The organism is Pseudocitrobacter sp. 73 (genome assembly GCF_008369545.1).
GTDB lineage: Bacteria > Pseudomonadota > Gammaproteobacteria > Enterobacterales > Enterobacteriaceae > Pseudocitrobacter > Pseudocitrobacter vendiensis.
Map to the genome: position 1 here is coordinate 420,412 of NZ_VTZO01000008.1, position 15,339 is coordinate 435,750.

General features: G+C 52.0%; 15 protein-coding genes. 6 read left to right on the forward strand and 9 right to left on the reverse strand.

The genetic code is table 11. The features are described from left to right. Positions 1–99: 99 nt before the first annotated feature. Positions 100–1,575 carry a glucose-6-phosphate dehydrogenase gene (gene zwf / locus F0Q32_RS09265; protein WP_149462813.1) on the reverse strand — a complete coding sequence of 492 codons (1,476 nt, stop codon included), beginning with the start codon at positions 1,573–1,575 and terminating at the stop codon, positions 100–102. 346 nt (positions 1,576–1,921) lie between these two features. Here zwf and F0Q32_RS09270 point away from each other — a divergent pair, with 346 nt between their 5' ends. Continuing rightward, a complete protein-coding gene (locus F0Q32_RS09270) occupies positions 1,922–2,791 on the forward strand; it encodes a MurR/RpiR family transcriptional regulator (protein ID WP_113857102.1) in 870 nt (289 codons plus the stop codon). A gap of 120 nt (positions 2,792–2,911) precedes the next feature. Continuing rightward, entirely contained in the window at positions 2,912–4,354 is a 1,443-nt protein-coding gene (gene pyk, locus F0Q32_RS09275; RefSeq protein ID WP_015964035.1) for a pyruvate kinase, read from the forward strand. 174 nt (positions 4,355–4,528) lie between these two features. On the opposite strand, the gene lpxM is transcribed toward pyk, so the two are convergent. The 3 genes from lpxM to znuA form a co-directional block, all read right to left on the reverse strand. Further along, complete coding sequence (gene lpxM / locus F0Q32_RS09280) at positions 4,529–5,497, reverse strand: lauroyl-Kdo(2)-lipid IV(A) myristoyltransferase (protein ID WP_149462814.1); 969 nt, start codon at positions 5,495–5,497, stop codon at positions 4,529–4,531. 131 nt (positions 5,498–5,628) lie between these two features. Next, a complete protein-coding gene (gene mepM / locus F0Q32_RS09285; protein ID WP_149462815.1) occupies positions 5,629–6,939 on the reverse strand; it encodes a murein DD-endopeptidase MepM in 1,311 nt (436 codons plus the stop codon). A 15-nt stretch (positions 6,940–6,954) separates the two neighbouring features. Next, positions 6,955–7,911, reverse strand: coding sequence for a zinc ABC transporter substrate-binding protein ZnuA (gene znuA / locus F0Q32_RS09290; protein WP_149462816.1), 957 nt, complete (start codon positions 7,909–7,911; stop codon positions 6,955–6,957). Positions 7,912–7,988: 77 nt separating this feature from the next. On the opposite strand from znuA, the gene znuC reads away from it, so the two are divergent. Together znuC and znuB are read left to right on the forward strand one after the other, a co-directional pair. Next, positions 7,989–8,744 (forward strand): zinc ABC transporter ATP-binding protein ZnuC, encoded by a 756-nt coding sequence (znuC, locus tag F0Q32_RS09295; protein WP_015964029.1) that lies wholly within the window; start codon positions 7,989–7,991, stop codon positions 8,742–8,744. Then, the gene (znuB, locus tag F0Q32_RS09300; protein ID WP_149462817.1) at positions 8,741–9,526 is read left to right on the forward strand and encodes a zinc ABC transporter permease subunit ZnuB; all 786 of its coding nucleotides are present in this window, start codon (positions 8,741–8,743) and stop codon (positions 9,524–9,526) included. Before znuC ends, znuB begins: the two co-directional genes overlap by 4 nt. Before the next feature lie 149 nt (positions 9,527–9,675). Here znuB and ruvB read toward each other — a convergent pair whose 3' ends face one another. From ruvB to F0Q32_RS09320, 3 genes are all read right to left on the reverse strand, one after another. Next, positions 9,676–10,686, reverse strand: a complete 1,011-nt coding sequence (gene ruvB / locus F0Q32_RS09305; RefSeq protein WP_149462818.1) for a Holliday junction branch migration DNA helicase RuvB — start codon at positions 10,684–10,686, stop codon at positions 9,676–9,678. Between the two features lie 8 nt (positions 10,687–10,694). Further along, positions 10,695–11,306: a Holliday junction branch migration protein RuvA gene (gene ruvA, locus F0Q32_RS09310; protein ID WP_149462819.1), complete on the reverse strand. Its 612-nt coding sequence runs from the start codon at positions 11,304–11,306 to the stop codon at positions 10,695–10,697. A 132-nt stretch (positions 11,307–11,438) separates the two neighbouring features. Further along, positions 11,439–12,263, reverse strand: a complete 825-nt coding sequence (locus tag F0Q32_RS09320) for a hypothetical protein (RefSeq protein ID WP_188016845.1) — start codon at positions 12,261–12,263, stop codon at positions 11,439–11,441. 92 nt (positions 12,264–12,355) lie between these two features. On the opposite strand from F0Q32_RS09320, the gene F0Q32_RS09325 reads away from it, so the two are divergent. Beyond that, positions 12,356–12,937: a YebB family permuted papain-like enzyme gene (locus tag F0Q32_RS09325; protein ID WP_149462820.1), complete on the forward strand. Its 582-nt coding sequence runs from the start codon at positions 12,356–12,358 to the stop codon at positions 12,935–12,937. Between the two features lie 55 nt (positions 12,938–12,992). Further along, positions 12,993–13,988 carry a DUF4034 domain-containing protein gene (locus F0Q32_RS09330; RefSeq protein WP_149462821.1) on the forward strand — a complete coding sequence of 332 codons (996 nt, stop codon included), beginning with the start codon at positions 12,993–12,995 and terminating at the stop codon, positions 13,986–13,988. A gap of 47 nt (positions 13,989–14,035) precedes the next feature. On the opposite strand, the gene ruvC is transcribed toward F0Q32_RS09330, so the two are convergent. Both ruvC and F0Q32_RS09340 read right to left on the reverse strand, forming a co-directional pair. Next, complete coding sequence (gene ruvC / locus F0Q32_RS09335; RefSeq protein WP_015964021.1) at positions 14,036–14,557, reverse strand: crossover junction endodeoxyribonuclease RuvC; 522 nt, start codon at positions 14,555–14,557, stop codon at positions 14,036–14,038. Between the two features lie 33 nt (positions 14,558–14,590). Beyond that, positions 14,591–15,331 (reverse strand): YebC/PmpR family DNA-binding transcriptional regulator, encoded by a 741-nt coding sequence (locus F0Q32_RS09340; protein WP_015964020.1) that lies wholly within the window; start codon positions 15,329–15,331, stop codon positions 14,591–14,593. Between the last annotated feature and the right edge of the window lie 8 nt (positions 15,332–15,339).

The following is a 15,339-nucleotide window of genomic DNA, read 5'->3' on the forward strand; positions in this document are numbered from 1 at the left end:
GGGTGAATCCACCCGGGGCTTAAATGCGTAAAAATAGCACTACATGCTGTGTTAGATCATGTTACCGGTAAAATACCCCAATGGGATTACCGTCATACGTTACTCAAACTCGTTCCAGGAACGGCCATCGCGGGTGATCATCGCAACGGACGCCACCGGCCCCCAGGTGCCTGCCTGGTACGGTTTCGGCGGGTCCTGATCGGCGGCCCACGCTTCAGTGATGGAGTCGACCCACTTCCACGCTTCTTCCACTTCATCGCGGCGCACGAACAGCGCCTGAATTCCGCGCATGGTTTCCAGTAGCAGGCGCTCGTAAGCATCCGCCAGGTGCGTTTGATTGAAGGTTTCGGAGTAGCTCAGATCCAGCTTGGTGATCTGCAGGTTATGTTTGTGGTCCAGACCCGGCACTTTGTTCAGCACCTGGATATCCACACCTTCATCTGGCTGCAAGCGGATCGTCAGTTTATTCTGCGGCAACTCCTGCCAGGACTCTTTAAACAAATTGAGTTCCGGGTTTTTGAAGTACACCACCACTTCAGAGCATTTAGTCGGCAGTCGTTTACCGGTGCGCAGGTAGAACGGCACGCCCGCCCAGCGCCAGTTATCGATATCCACGCGAATAGCGACGAAGGTTTCCGTATTGCTCTGCTTGTTGGCGCCCTCTTCTTCCAGGTAGCCCGGCACTTTTTTGCCCTGCGCAAAACCTGAAGTGTACTGACCGCGTACGGTTTTTTCGCGCACGTTAGAACGGTCGATACGACGCAGGGATTTCAGTACTTTCACTTTGGCATCGCGAATGCTGTCGGCAGTCAGATCGGACGGCGGCGACATCGCAATCATGCACAGAATTTGCAGCAGGTGGTTCTGAATCATATCGCGCATCTGACCGGCCTGATCAAAGTAGCCCCAACGGCCTTCGATGCCGACTTCTTCTGCCACGGTGATTTCGACGTGATCGATAGTGCGGTTATCCCAGTTGTTCACAAACAGGGAGTTGGCAAAACGCAGCGCCAGCAGGTTCAGCACCGTTTCTTTACCCAGATAGTGGTCGATACGGTAAACCTGGCACTCTTCGAAGTATTCGCCCACCTGATCGTTGATTTCACGCGAGGTCGCAAGCGAGGTACCCAGCGGTTTTTCCATCACCACGCGCGCAGGCTTGGCGTTCAGTTTCGCCTCACCTAACCCTTTGCAAATCGCGCCGAACGTATTAGGCGGCATCGCGAAGTAGTTGATGGTGACACGGTTTTTCTGATCGAGCATGTCGCCAAGGCGGCTAAATGCACTGGTGTCGTTGACATCCAGATTACAGAAATCCAGGCGGCCACTCAGCGTTTCCCACAAACCTTCATCTATTTTCTCCTTCATGAAGGTCTCGAGCGCCTCGCGCACCACTTTGGTGTAGGCTTCTTTGTCCCAATCCGCACGTCCTACCCCGATAATACGGGTGTCCGGATTGATCTGACCGGCTTTTTCAAGCTGATACAGGGAAGGCAACAATTTACGACGCGCCAGGTCACCTTTCGCGCCGAAAATGACCAGATCGCATGCCTGGGCCGTTTGCGTTACCGCCATGTCATTCTCCTCAGTTGTATTTCCTGGTTCTTATGCCAGGCTACAGTTGTAATTTTATTACACCGCACTGTACTGTGTTTACTAACTTACCGAAACCTTTTACCGCCTTAGACCGCACAAATGGAAATATCTGCGGCTTAACGCCTGGGCAAAGCGCTAATTTTGTTCGTTCTTTCGCCCTGAACGGGTATGCAAAAATTCGACGTTGATCATGTAATGAAAAAAAACAACATTTTTTGCTGTTGTTTGTCCCCTTTCATCAACCTTGAGGGGTATATTCTTGCTAAAACGCCTGCAGATTTCACCCATTAATGGAATCGTTTCAATCAATGAGCGCCCCATCACGATGAACATGCTGGAAAAAATTCAGTCGCAACTGGAAAACCTTAGCAAATCCGAACGTAAAGTGGCGGAGGTGATCCTCGCCGCACCAGAGCAGGCTATCCACTCAAGTATTGCGGCGCTGGCGCTGGAAGCTGAGGTCAGCGAGCCGACGGTCAACCGTTTTTGTCGCAGTCTGGAAACGCGTGGCTTCCCCGATTTTAAGCTTCATCTTGCCCAAAGTCTGGCCAACGGTACACCGTATGTTAATCGTAATGTGGATGAAGATGACAGTGTAGAAGCCTATACCGGGAAAATATTCGAGTCGGCGATGGCAAGTCTGGCGCATGTTCGCCAGTCGCTGGAGATGTCGGCGGTCAATCGGGCGGTCGATCTCCTGACTCAGGCTAAACGTATCGCCTTCTTCGGATTGGGTTCTTCCGCCGCTGTCGCCCATGACGCCATGAACAAATTCTTCCGATTCAACGTTCCGGTTGTCTATTCCGATGACATCGTCCTGCAACGGATGAGCTGTATGAATTGCAGCGAGGATGACGTTGTGGTGCTCATTTCACACACGGGCAGAACCAAAAGTCTGGTGGAACTGGCACAGCTGGCACGTGAGAACGATGCCATGGTGATTGCGCTGACGTCGGCAAATACGCCGCTCGCGCGCGAAGCCACGCTGGCCATTACACTCGATGTACCCGAGGACACCGACGTTTATATGCCCATGGTTTCCAGGCTGGCACAGTTGACGGTCATTGACGTGCTGGCTACCGGTTTTACGCTGCGCCGGGGCGCGAAATTCAGGGATAACTTGAAGCGAGTCAAAGAAGCGTTGAAGGAATCGCGGTTTGATAAAGAACGTATGACACACAGCGATAACCATTAAAATTTGTAAAAGCACTATTGATGAGACATTCGGCGTTATCACTGCACAAGCGGTGCTACCTTAAAGGAGCCGAATCCATGTTCACGCAACACCTGGTTGTTTAAGTTAACGGAGTATTACATGTCCAGAAGGCTTCGCAGAACCAAAATCGTTACCACGTTAGGGCCAGCCACTGACCGCGACAATAATCTTGAGAAAGTCATTGCCGCCGGCGCCAACGTTGTACGAATGAACTTCTCCCACGGCACACCGGAAGATCATAAGCTTCGCGCTGATAAAGTACGCGAAATCGCGGCAAAACTGGGTCGTCATGTAGCTATTTTAGGCGATCTCCAGGGTCCCAAAATCCGTGTTTCAACCTTCAAAGAAGGCAAAGTTTTCCTCAACATCGGCGACAAATTCCTGCTCGACGCCAACCTGGGTAAAGGTGAAGGCGATAAAGAAAAGGTCGGTATCGACTATAAAGGTCTACCTGCTGACGTCGTTCCAGGCGACATTCTGCTGCTCGACGATGGTCGCGTACAGCTGAAAGTGCTGGAAGTTCAGGGCATGAAAGTGTTCACCGAAGTAACCGTCGGCGGCCCGCTTTCTAACAACAAAGGTATCAACAAACTGGGCGGCGGCCTCTCTGCAGAAGCCCTGACTGAGAAAGACAAAGCAGATATTGTCACGGCGGCAAAAATTGCGGTCGACTATCTGGCGGTCTCCTTCCCGCGCTGTGGCGAAGACCTCAACTACGCTCGTCGTCTGGCACGCGAAGCAGGCTGCGACGCGAAAATCGTCGCTAAAGTTGAACGTGCGGAAGCCGTTTGCAGCCAGGACGCGATGGATGACATCATCCTGGCGTCTGACGTGGTGATGGTTGCGCGTGGCGACCTGGGTGTAGAAATCGGCGACCCGGAGCTGGTGGGTATTCAGAAAGCGTTGATTCGTCGCGCGCGTCAGCTGAATCGTGCCGTGATCACGGCAACCCAGATGATGGAATCGATGATTACCAACCCAATGCCAACCCGTGCGGAAGTTATGGACGTGGCGAACGCCGTGCTGGATGGTACCGATGCGGTGATGCTCTCTGCAGAAACCGCTGCGGGCCAGTATCCGTCTGAAACCGTCGCGGCAATGGCACGCGTGTGCCTGGGTGCGGAAAAAATCCCCAGCATTAACGTCTCTAAACACCGCCTGGACGTACAGTTCGACAACGTGGAAGAAGCCATTGCGATGTCCGCGATGTACGCGGCAAACCATCTGAAAGGTGTGAGCGCCATCATCACCATGACCGAGTCTGGCCGTACCGCGCTGATGACTTCACGTATCACCTCCGGACTGCCGATTTTCGCCATGTCTCGTCATGAGCGCACCCTGAATCTGACCGCGCTGTATCGCGGCGTGACGCCGGTGCATTTCGATAGCGAAAGCGACGGCGTTGCGGCAGCCCATGAGGCCGTTAATCTGCTGCGCGACAAAGGCTATCTGGTTGCCGGCGACCTGGTGATTGTGACTCAGGGCGACGTGATGGATACCGTGGGTTCCACCAACACCACGCGTATTTTGACTGTCGAATAAGATAGTTCTTTAATGTGTAAAAGGCCTCTTCATGTGAAGAGGCCTTTTTATTTTTAGCTACGAGTAGGCTGTAAAACTGCCTGATGGCGCTTCGCTTATCAGGCCTACCAGACTTTGCCCTACTCAATTCGTGTAGGCCCGGTAAGCGCAGCGCCACCGGGCACATAAAGCGACTTACTCCGGATATCTCTCGCTCGGTTTATACGGCTTAATATCACCCGGTTTACGCGTTTTGAGCAGTTTCAGGATCCAGGTGTATTGTTCCGGATGCGGGCCGACAAAAATCTCCACCTCTTCATTCATCCGACGCGCAATGGTGTGATCGTCGGCTTCCAGCAGATCGTCCATCGGCGGGCGCACCAGGATGGTTAAACGATGTGTTTTGCCATCATAGACCGGGAACAGCGGCACCACGCGTGCACGGCACACCTTCATCAGACGACCAATCGCCGGGAGCGTGGCTTTATAGGTCGCGAAGAAATCAACGAATTCGCTGTGCTCCGGGCCGTGATCCTGATCCGGCAGATAGTAGCCCCAGTATCCCTGACGCACCGACTGGATAAACGGCTTGATGCCGTCGTTACGCGCATGCAGGCGACCACCAAAACGACGGCGCACGGTATTCCACACGTAGTCGAATACTTTGTTGCCCTGATTATGGAACATGGCGGCCATTTTCTGCCCCTGTGACGCCATCAGCATGGCCGGGATATCCACACCCCAGCCGTGCGGCACGAGGAAAATGACGTTCTCGCCCTTCTTGTGCATTTCATCGATGATCTCTTCGCCCTGCCAGTCGACGCGCGGCAGAATTTTCTCTGGCCCGCGAATCGCCAGTTCAGCCATCATCGCCATCGCCTGCGGCGCAGTGGTATACATACCATCGATGATAGACTCGATTTCCGCATCGCTTTTTTCGGGGAAGCAATAGCGCAGGTTAATCTGCGCGCGGCGACGAGCACTTTTACCCAGACGCCCGGCTAAGCGGCCAAGCGTCCCCAGTAACGGGTCGCGAACTTTCGCGGGTAAACACGCGGCTCCCGCAAAGGCGAACACGCCCAACCACGCGCCCCAGTTCTGCGGGCGGCGAAACTCTTTTTCGAATTCAGGAATGTATTCACTGTTTTTTTTGTTTGTTTCCATGCTTATTCCATGAAGAGCGCTTCTGGTGCGAAACGATTACCGATAGTGTAGCGAGGCGCTCAGTTTCACACAAAAGAAGAAGCCGGCGACACTGAGTGCACCGGCTTTAATTGTCTATAAATTAAGCGAAGTTAATCAAAGCGCAGTTGCGGAAGGACCTGCTTAACCTGTGCCAGATAATCCGTACGATCGGAACCGGTCAGACCCTCCGTACGCGGCAGTTTCGCCGTCAGCGGGTTGACTGCCTGCTGGTTGATCCACACTTCATAGTGCAGATGCGGGCCAGTAGAACGTCCGGTATTTCCGGAAAGCGCGATACGGTCGCCACGTTTGATTTTCTGCCCTGGCTTCACGAGGATTTTGCGAAGGTGCATGTAACGGGTGGTGTATGTACGACCATGGCGAATCGCCACATAGTAACCTGCCGCACCGCTACGCTTCGCCATCACCACTTCACCATCACCCACCGCCAGTACTGGCGTACCTTGTGGCATAGCGAAATCTACGCCACGGTGTGGCGCGACGCGACCGGTAACCGGGTTCAGACGACGCGGGTTAAAGTTAGATGAGACACGGAACTGACGCGCGGTTGGGAAACGCAGGAAACCTTTTGCCAGCCCGGTACCGTTACGGTCGTAATACTTACCGTCTTCAGAACGAATTGCGTAATAATCTTTTCCTTCTGTTCTGATTCGTACGCCAACCAGTTGGCTCTGCTCGCGTTTGCCATCCAGCATTTCGCGCGACATCAGTACAGCGAATTCATCATCTTTTTTCAGCTTGCGGAAGTCCATCTGCCACTGCATCGCTTTGATGACCGCGCTCACTTCTGTGCTGGTAAGCCCGGCATTGCGCGCGCTGGTCACAAAGCTGCCGCCAACAGTACCTTTCAGCAGGCTGTTCACCCACTCGCCCTGCTGCGTTTCCGCGCTCATTTTAAAGCCGTTAGCAACGCGGTCATAGGTACGGGTTTCGCGACGGGACATTTCCCAGGTGAGCTGTTGTAAATCGCCATCCGCCGTCAGCGTCCAGGAGAGCTGCTGGCCGATTTTCATATTACGCAGGTCTTTATCTGCCGCCGCAAGACGACTGATATCACCCATATCGATACCATACTGATTGAGGATGCTGCTGAGCGTGTCACCTGTCGAGACGACATATTCATGCTGATTATCAGTTTTTTCGTCCAGCTCATCCTGTGGGATAGCTTCATCTTCCTGTGCTGCCTGGTCGATAGGCTCGCTTGCTTCCGGCAACAGGGAACGTATTTCTTTCTGTTCCAGCTCGATGGTGCGCACAATCGGGCTGGATGTTGGGTGATAAACGTATGGTCGCCATACGGCGACCGCTAAAGTCAGGACTGTCAACGACCCCAGCATAACGCGGTGGGGTCGCGGCAAATTGTTAAACGCCAGGGTGACAGAGCGGGCTATCTGTTGCACGTATTCACTTCCTCATTAATCTCCTTTCAGGCAGCTCGAATATTGGTTCGCGAGTTGACGAAGAAACGTCGCGTAACTCTCTTTGCTCAGTTGAATGTTTGTCCCCAGCGGATCTAACGTGCCCATACGCACAGAAGTTCCCCGGGCCACCGCTTCAACGACCGCTGGCCTGAACTGTGGCTCAGCAAAAACGCAGGTTGCTTTTTGCTCAACCAACTGTGTTCTGATTTGATGTAAACGCTGCGCACCGGGCTGGATTTCAGGGTTTACGGTAAAGTGGCCAAGCGGCGTTAAACCGTACTGTTTTTCATAGTAGCCATAGGCGTCATGAAAAACGAAATACCCCTTCCCTTTCAGCGGTGCCAGCTCGTTGCCAACCTCTTTATCGGCTGTGGCTAATTGTGCCTCAAAATCCTTCAGGTTGGCGTCGAGTTTGGCTCGACTCTGCGGCATAAGTTCCACTAATTTGTCATGGATTGCAACCGCTGACAGCCGCGCTATCTCTGGCGAGAGCCACAGATGCATGTTGTAGTCGCCGTGATGGTGATGTGCGTCACCTTTTTCACTCTCATGGCCTGCGTGATCGTGGTCACCTTCATGGTCATGGTCATCATCATCGCTACCTTTCATGAGCAATGGTTTCACACCGTCAAGCTGGGCAATGGTGACTTTATTTTTGTCAGAAATACTTTGCGTTGACTTATTCATGAACGCTTCCATTTCCGGCCCAATCCAAACGACTAAGTCCGCGTTCTGTAAGCGTTTTACATCCGAAGGGCGTAAAGAATAATCATGTTCAGACGCACCGTCAGGCAGTAAAACCTGCGTGTCGGTGACGCCATCGGTGATAGCTGAAGCGATAAATCCAAGCGGTTTTAATGAGGCGACCACAGCCGCGTCAGCGTGCTGAACGGCGGCACCGCTGAACGCAATCGATAAAGCAGCGAAAAGAAGCGTATTTTTCTGTAACATAATGCGTCTGATAATCGTAATGAATAAGTGGAATGTGATATTATAACATTCACTCACTTGTGCAACCCTTAATTGCTATGACGAATCTTGTAACACTGGAAAATGTTTCGGTCTCATTCGGCCAGCGCCGCGTGCTGTCTGACATTTCACTGGCCCTGAAGCCAGGACGCATTTTGACGTTACTCGGGCCGAACGGTGCGGGTAAATCCACGCTGGTACGCGTGGTTTTAGGCCTGGTAGCACCCAATGAAGGCGTGATCAAGCGCGAGGGCAAACTGCGCATTGGCTATGTGCCGCAGAAATTACACCTGGACGCGACACTGCCGCTGACGGTTGAGCGTTTTTTACGTCTGCACCCGGCAACCAAAAAAGCGGATATCCTTCCGGCGCTGAAACGCGTGCAGGCAGGTCATTTGCTTAACGCGCCAATGCAGAAACTGTCTGGCGGCGAGACGCAGCGCGTCCTGCTGGCGCGCGCGCTGTTGAACAGTCCGCAGTTGCTGGTGCTGGACGAACCGACGCAGGGTGTCGATGTTAACGGTCAGGTCGCGCTCTATGATCTGATTAACCAGCTACGTCAGGAACTGGACTGCGCGGTGCTGATGGTTTCGCACGACCTGCACCTGGTGATGGCAAAAACTGACGAAGTTTTATGCCTGAATCATCACATCTGCTGTTCCGGCACGCCGGACGTGGTGTCAATGCATCCTGAATTTATCTCGATGTTCGGCCCGCGCGGCGCTGAGCAACTCGGTATCTACCGCCATCAGCATAACCATCGCCACGATTTACAGGGTCGTATTGTTTTGCGTCGGGGAAATGGTCACTCATGATTGAATTATTACTGCCCGGCTGGCTGGCCGGGATGATGCTGGCGTGCGCCGCGGGCCCACTGGGTTCGTTTGTGGTCTGGCGTCGCATGTCCTATTTTGGCGATACCCTGGCCCATGCGTCATTGCTGGGAGTCGCCTTTGGCCTGCTGCTGGATGTCAATCCTTTCTATGCGGTTATCGCCGTTACGCTCTTCCTGGCCGGCGGGCTGGTATGGCTGGAAAAACGCCCTCACCTTGCGGTCGATACCTTGTTAGGGATTATGGCGCACAGTGCGCTGTCGCTGGGTCTGGTGGTCGTCAGCCTGATGTCGAATATCCGCGTGGATCTGATGGCGTATTTGTTTGGCGACCTGCTGGCGGTGACGCCGGAAGATCTGGTTTCCATCGCGATTGGCGTGGTGATTGTGCTGGCCATTCTCTTCTGGCAGTGGCGTAACCTGCTGTCGATGACCATCAGCCCGGACCTGGCGTTTGTTGATGGCGTGAAACTTCAGCGCGTGAAGCTGCTGCTGATGCTGGTGACGGCGTTAACCATCGGCGTGGCAATGAAGTTTGTGGGGGCGCTTATCATCACGTCATTGCTGATTATTCCCGCCGCGACGGCACGTCGTTTTGCCCGCACGCCGGAGCAAATGGCGAGCATCGCCGTTGGCGTGGGGATGATTGCGGTCACCGGCGGCCTGACCTTCTCGGCGTTTTATGATACACCGGCTGGCCCGTCAGTCGTGCTGTGTGCAGCAGTGCTGTTCATTTTCAGTATGATGAAAAAGCAGGCTCAGTGAGCCGTTGAGATGCCGGATGGCGGCTTCGCTTATCCGATCTTCAGGCGCGGAGTCGTGTTTTGCCTGATGGCGGCTTCGCCTTATCCGGCCTACGAATACGGTTTTGTAGGTCGGATAAGATGCGTGAGCATCGCCATCCGACACGGTTCTCAGGGCATTTCCGGCGGCGTGATGCCGAAGTGATTCCATGCACGCACCGTCGCCATACGTCCACGCGGCGTACGTTGCAGGAAGCCCTGCTGAATCAGGTAGGGCTCCAGGACATCTTCAATGGTTTCTCGCTCTTCGCCAATCGCCGCCGCCAGGTTATCTAACCCCACCGGGCCGCCGAAGAATTTGTCGATAACGGCAAGCAGCAATTTGCGGTCCATATAATCAAACCCTTCCGCATCGACGTTAAGCATATCCAGCGCCTGCGCGGCGATATCCGCTGAAATGGTGCCATCATGCTTCACTTCCGCGAAGTCGCGCACACGCCTGAGCAGACGGTTGGCAATACGGGGCGTACCGCGCGCGCGGCGCGCCACTTCCAGCGCGCCCTCTTCGCTCATCTCCAGCCCCATATAGCGGGCGCTACGGCCAACGATATGTTGCAGGTCAGGCACCTGATAAAATTCAAGACGCTGAACAATACCGAAACGGTCACGCAACGGCGAGGTTAACGACCCCGCGCGCGTGGTCGCACCAATCAACGTAAACGGCGGCAAGTCGATTTTAATCGAGCGCGCGGCAGGGCCTTCGCCAATCATGATATCGAGCTGATAATCCTCCATCGCCGGATAGAGCACCTCTTCCACCACCGGTGATAGTCGATGGATTTCATCGATAAACAGCACGTCATGCGGTTCGAGATTCGTCAGCATTGCCGCCAGATCGCCCGCTTTCTCCAGCACCGGGCCAGAGGTTGTGCGTAAATTCACACCCATTTCATTGGCTACAATATTAGCCAGCGTGGTTTTACCCAGCCCCGGCGGGCCAAAAATCAGCAGATGGTCGAGCGCATCACCACGCAGCTTCGCAGCCTGGATGAAAATCTCCATCTGCGAGCGCACCTGCGGCTGACCAATATACTCTTCCAGCAATTTTGGCCTGATGGCGCGGTCTGCCACATCTTCTGGCAGCGTGCTTTCTGCACTAATCAGGCGATCTGCTTCAATCATCCTCTACCTCACAGCGCAGCGCGTAACGCTTCGCGGATCAATGTTTCGCTATTGGCATCCGGACGCGCGATTTTGCTGACCATCCGGCTGGCTTCCTGAGGTTTATAGCCCAGCGCCACCAGCGCAGCAACCGCTTCCTGCTCTGCATCGTCCGTCGCCGGGCTTGCCGGAGAGGTGAGCACCAGATCGGCAGCAGGTGTAAACAGGTCACCGTGTAGCCCCTTGAAGCGGTCTTTCATTTCGACAATCAAACGCTCGGCGGTTTTTTTACCAATACCCGGCAGTTTCACCAGTGCGCCAAGTTCTTCACGCTCAACGGCATTAACAAACTGTTGCGCCGACATGCCGGAGAGGATCGCCAGCGCCAGCTTCGGACCAACGCCGTTGGTTTTAATCAATTCTTTAAACAGGGTACGTTCCTGTTTGTTGTTAAAGCCGTAGAGCAACTGTGCATCTTCGCGCACCACGAAGTGGGTGAAGATGATGGCTTCCTGCCCCGCTTCCGGCAGCTCATAGAAGCAGGTCATCGGCATATGCACTTCATAGCCGACGCCGCCCGTTTCCAGCAGTACTAACGGGGGTTGTTTTTCAATGATGATGCCTCTGAGTCTGCCTATCACATGACGCTCCTGCGTTAATGGCTCTGATACAAAGGTGTATCATAAAAAAATGCTGGATAGATATCCAGCGAGGGATGAAACAAAAGTTGATGTGTGGTGGTTTTTCTGGATAGCCGATAGTCAAGGTGAATGCTATTCACCCACTCCCTGCACGTTAAATTTCTTCGGAGTAAGTCCATTCTCAATTCGCCATTGATACGCCTGTGTATGTTCTAAATCGTTACCATCAAGAGTAATCGAGGCCTGGTTTGAGTAAATCAAATATTCATCACCCCTGTTAGCAGATTGAGTGCCAGACAGAGCATAAGTCCCCGCCAGCAAATCCCCCTCTGACACCATTTCATAACTTTTTAACACGTAGCCATATCGCCAGTTAATCACATCAAAAAGTATTCTTTCAGCCGCCTCTCTTGCAAAAATATCATTCCCCACTTTGATGGAAAAACTGCTTGAGTTAATTTTATAATGATGTTTCCCAGGTAAGAATTCAAAAGCCTGAGTCAGTGAAAACGATCTCTTATAATGCCCACCCGGCGGAATAACTTGCCAGCCATCGACACCATCATAAATTCCACACATCCCATCAAGGACAATATTACTCGTTGAAACGTTAAATGCAGCGTTGCAGGGTAGCAATCCACCTTTAAATATATAAGCAGGTTGATTATTGCGATTGTAGAAATCCAGAAATGCATTCACCCCCCGTCCTTGCTGTATGACGCCAAGCCTCACGGCTACTCCACTTTTGGCCATTCTCGCATTGTTGATACTCGTACCAACTTCACCCACGCCGTAGATACCATCACTTATATGAATAATTCGCGGAACAATTTCCCCTTTATCATTTAAAGAAACGCGTCCATAGCGATAGGGGTAGCGAATAACATTGTCATTAGCGAATGCATTCACACAATAACTTATTAAAAGTAAACCCATCACCTTCATTAAGGATTTCATAAAACTTGCCTTGTTATTACCCTAATACAATGTTAATTCTTTATTCTTAGGAAAGAAAGATTATAGATTATATATAAACAATGGATTAAATAGTGAAAATAAATTACCCAGCCAAATATGAAACCGGCGATATTGTCTTCACCTGCATCGGCGCTCGCCTGTTTGGGCAAATCTCCGCTGCCTCACAGTGCTGGAGCAACCACGTCGGCATTATTATCGGTCACGATGGCGAAGACTATCTGGTCGCAGAAAGCCGCGTACCGCTCTCAACGGTGACAACGCTGGCACGCTTTATTCAGCGCTCGACCGATCAACTCTACGCCGTCCGTCGCCTGACAGGGGGATTAACCACGGAACAGAAGCTTGCGCTGGTCGAGAAGGTCCCTGGTCGCCTGCATAAACTCTATCACACCGGTTTTAAATATGACTCCGCGCGTCAGTTTTGTTCGAAATTCGTCTTCGATATTTATAAGGAGGCGTTATGTATTCCTGTTGGGGAAATTGAAACGTTTGAAAATCTGTTGCACCGCAACCCTAACGCAAAACTCGCGTTCTGGAAGTTCTGGTTTTTAGGCTCAATTCCGTGGAATCGCAAAACTGTGACACCAGCCAGCTTGTGGCATCATCCGAGCCTGGATCTTATTTTCAACAGCAGTAATCAGAACATAAAGTAAACCCCAATTATTCAACTGCAAATCAAGCCACTTTCGTTAGAGAAAAGGATGATCTATGAATATTAAGAAATTTATATTTTCAGCATTAATACTTTCCCCGGTTATTGCTTCAGCAAGTACTACAACTGAAATGACAGAGCGTGGAGTTATTGAACAACAAGTAATGGACCTTACCTATAAAAAAGACTGGGTACAGTTGGAATCAATAATTAAACAATATAATACTAACTTCCCTGCAACCAGCGGAGGAACGCAAAAACTAGAAATATTTTGGGGAAGCATGTACGACATCTATAAGAATGATGTCAGCGATGGTGGTTTTACTGATGAGACAATTAATGAATGGCTGAAAGCAGTACCCAACTCTTCCGGTGCAAGGATACTTAAAGCATTTAAATATAATGCTCAGATTGTCGAACTCCGGGGTGAAGGTCCGGCGGACTCTGTTGATCCCAGCGTATGGCCAAAATACAAAAAACTTGTCAACCAGCAAAAAGAATATCTACTAAAAAACAAGGACCTGGCTGATAAAGACGCTGAATGGTATCCCATCATGATGATGGTTGCCAGAAACCTTGAAGATAAAGACTTATTATATAAAACCTTTTATGAAGGAATCGAAAAATACCCTACTTATCAGGATAATTATTTACAGGCAATGGAGGGTCGATTACCTAAGTGGGGCGGCAGTTATGAAGAAATAGAAAAGATCGCGCGAATTGCTGCGGATAAAAATAAAACACAATCTGGTTTATCTATGTATGCTTACATCTGGCATAATGCTTTCTTCTTTCAACCAGATAGCATGAATTTATTGCGAAATAAAAAAATAGTCTCCTGGAACGACCTTCTACAAGGTTGGAGAGACCGCTACGTGCAATACCACTCTACAAGAACGCTGAATGGTGTATTGATCGCCTCTTGCATAGCTGATGATAAAGAGACGTTTACCCGTGCAAATGCCATGATTGATGGTCAAGTCGAACGCCAAAGCTGGCCAATGGGGGTAACATGGCAACAATGCAAAGACTATTTTAAACAGCAGAATTAATATCAAAACGATAATGCCTCTTTCTGAGTCAGCAGAGGCATTCAAATTTAACGCAGTCGCCCTCTCGCCAGATTCAGCCGCGATTCGCTCATTTGCATCGCGTTCTGGCTGACATGGCAGTGGGTGATGGCAATGGCCAGCGCATCGGCGGCATCGGCCTGTGGATTCGCGGGGAGCTTCAGCAGCGTGCGCACCATGTGCTGCACCTGGCTTTTCTCAGCGCTACCAATGCCCACGACGGTCTGCTTGACCTGACGGGCGGCATATTCAAACACCGGTAGGTCCTGATTCACCGCCGCGACAATTGCCACGCCGCGCGCCTGCCCCAGCTTTAACGCGGAGTCGGCGTTTTTCGCCATAAAGACCTGCTCAATGGCAAAAAAATCAGGCTGAAACTGGGTGATGATTTCGCTGACGCCAGCGTAGATTAGCTTCAGACGGGACGGCAGATCATCCACCTTGGTTCGGATGCAGCCGCTGCCTAAATAGGTAAGCTGCCTGCCAACCTGGCGGATGACGCCGTAACCGGTGATGCGTGAGCCGGGGTCAATCCCGAGAATAATCGACAACACGCACCTCCGGTTGTTGAGTGAACGGCTCCATTACAGAGTCGCTGCTACCTCATCAGAGATCTCACCGTTATGGTAGACTTCCTGCACATCGTCGCAGTCTTCCAGCATATCGATCAGACGCAGCAGTTTCGGCGCAGTTTCTGCATCCATGTCTGCTTTGGTCGATGGGATCATGGAGACTTCTGCTTCGTCGGCTTTCAGGCCAGCCGCTTCCAGCGCATCACGTACTGCGCCCATCTCTTCCCATGCGGTGTAGACGTCAATAGCGCCATCGTCGAAGGTCACAACGTCTTCGGCACCCGCTTCCAGCGCAGCTTCCATGATTGCGTCTTCATCGCCTTTCTCGAAGGAGATCACGCCTTTTTTGCTGAACAGGTAGGCAACGGAACCGTCAGTGCCCAGGTTACCACCGGTTTTGGTGAACGCATGGCGCACTTCCGCGACGGTACGGTTACGGTTGTCAGACAGACATTCAACCATCACCGCAGTACCGCCAGGGCCGTAACCTTCATAAATGATGGTTTCCATGTTCGCATCATCATCACCGCCCACGCCACGTGCGATGGCACGGTTCAGGGTGTCACGCGTCATGTTATTAGACAGCGCTTTATCAATCGCCGCACGCAGACGCGGGTTGGAGCCAGCGTCGCCGCCGCCCAGACGCGCAGCCGTTACCAGCTCACGAATGATTTTGGTGAAGATTTTACCGCGCTTGGCATCCTGTGCCGCTTTGCGGTGTTTGGTGTTGGCCCATTTACTATGACCTGCCATAAATATTT

Bases quoted from the DNA above. Each gene is read 5' to 3' on its own strand.
- zwf (WP_149462813.1), bottom strand. From the start codon at position 1,575: ATGGCGGTAACGCAAACGGCCCAGGCATGCGATCTGGTCATTTTCGGC.
- F0Q32_RS09270 (WP_113857102.1), top strand. From the start codon at position 1,922: ATGAACATGCTGGAAAAAATTCAGTCGCAACTGGAAAACCTTAGCAAA.
- pyk (WP_015964035.1), top strand. From the start codon at position 2,912: ATGTCCAGAAGGCTTCGCAGAACCAAAATCGTTACCACGTTAGGGCCA.
- lpxM (WP_149462814.1), bottom strand. From the start codon at position 5,497: ATGGAAACAAACAAAAAAAACAGTGAATACATTCCTGAATTCGAAAAA.
- znuA (WP_149462816.1), bottom strand. From the start codon at position 7,911: ATGTTACAGAAAAATACGCTTCTTTTCGCTGCTTTATCGATTGCGTTC.
- znuC (WP_015964029.1), top strand. From the start codon at position 7,989: ATGACGAATCTTGTAACACTGGAAAATGTTTCGGTCTCATTCGGCCAG.
- znuB (WP_149462817.1), top strand. From the start codon at position 8,741: ATGATTGAATTATTACTGCCCGGCTGGCTGGCCGGGATGATGCTGGCG.
- ruvB (WP_149462818.1), bottom strand. From the start codon at position 10,686: ATGATTGAAGCAGATCGCCTGATTAGTGCAGAAAGCACGCTGCCAGAA.
- F0Q32_RS09320 (WP_188016845.1), bottom strand. From the start codon at position 12,263: ATGAAATCCTTAATGAAGGTGATGGGTTTACTTTTAATAAGTTATTGT.
- F0Q32_RS09330 (WP_149462821.1), top strand. From the start codon at position 12,993: ATGAATATTAAGAAATTTATATTTTCAGCATTAATACTTTCCCCGGTT.
- F0Q32_RS09340 (WP_015964020.1), bottom strand. From the start codon at position 15,331: ATGGCAGGTCATAGTAAATGGGCCAACACCAAACACCGCAAAGCGGCA.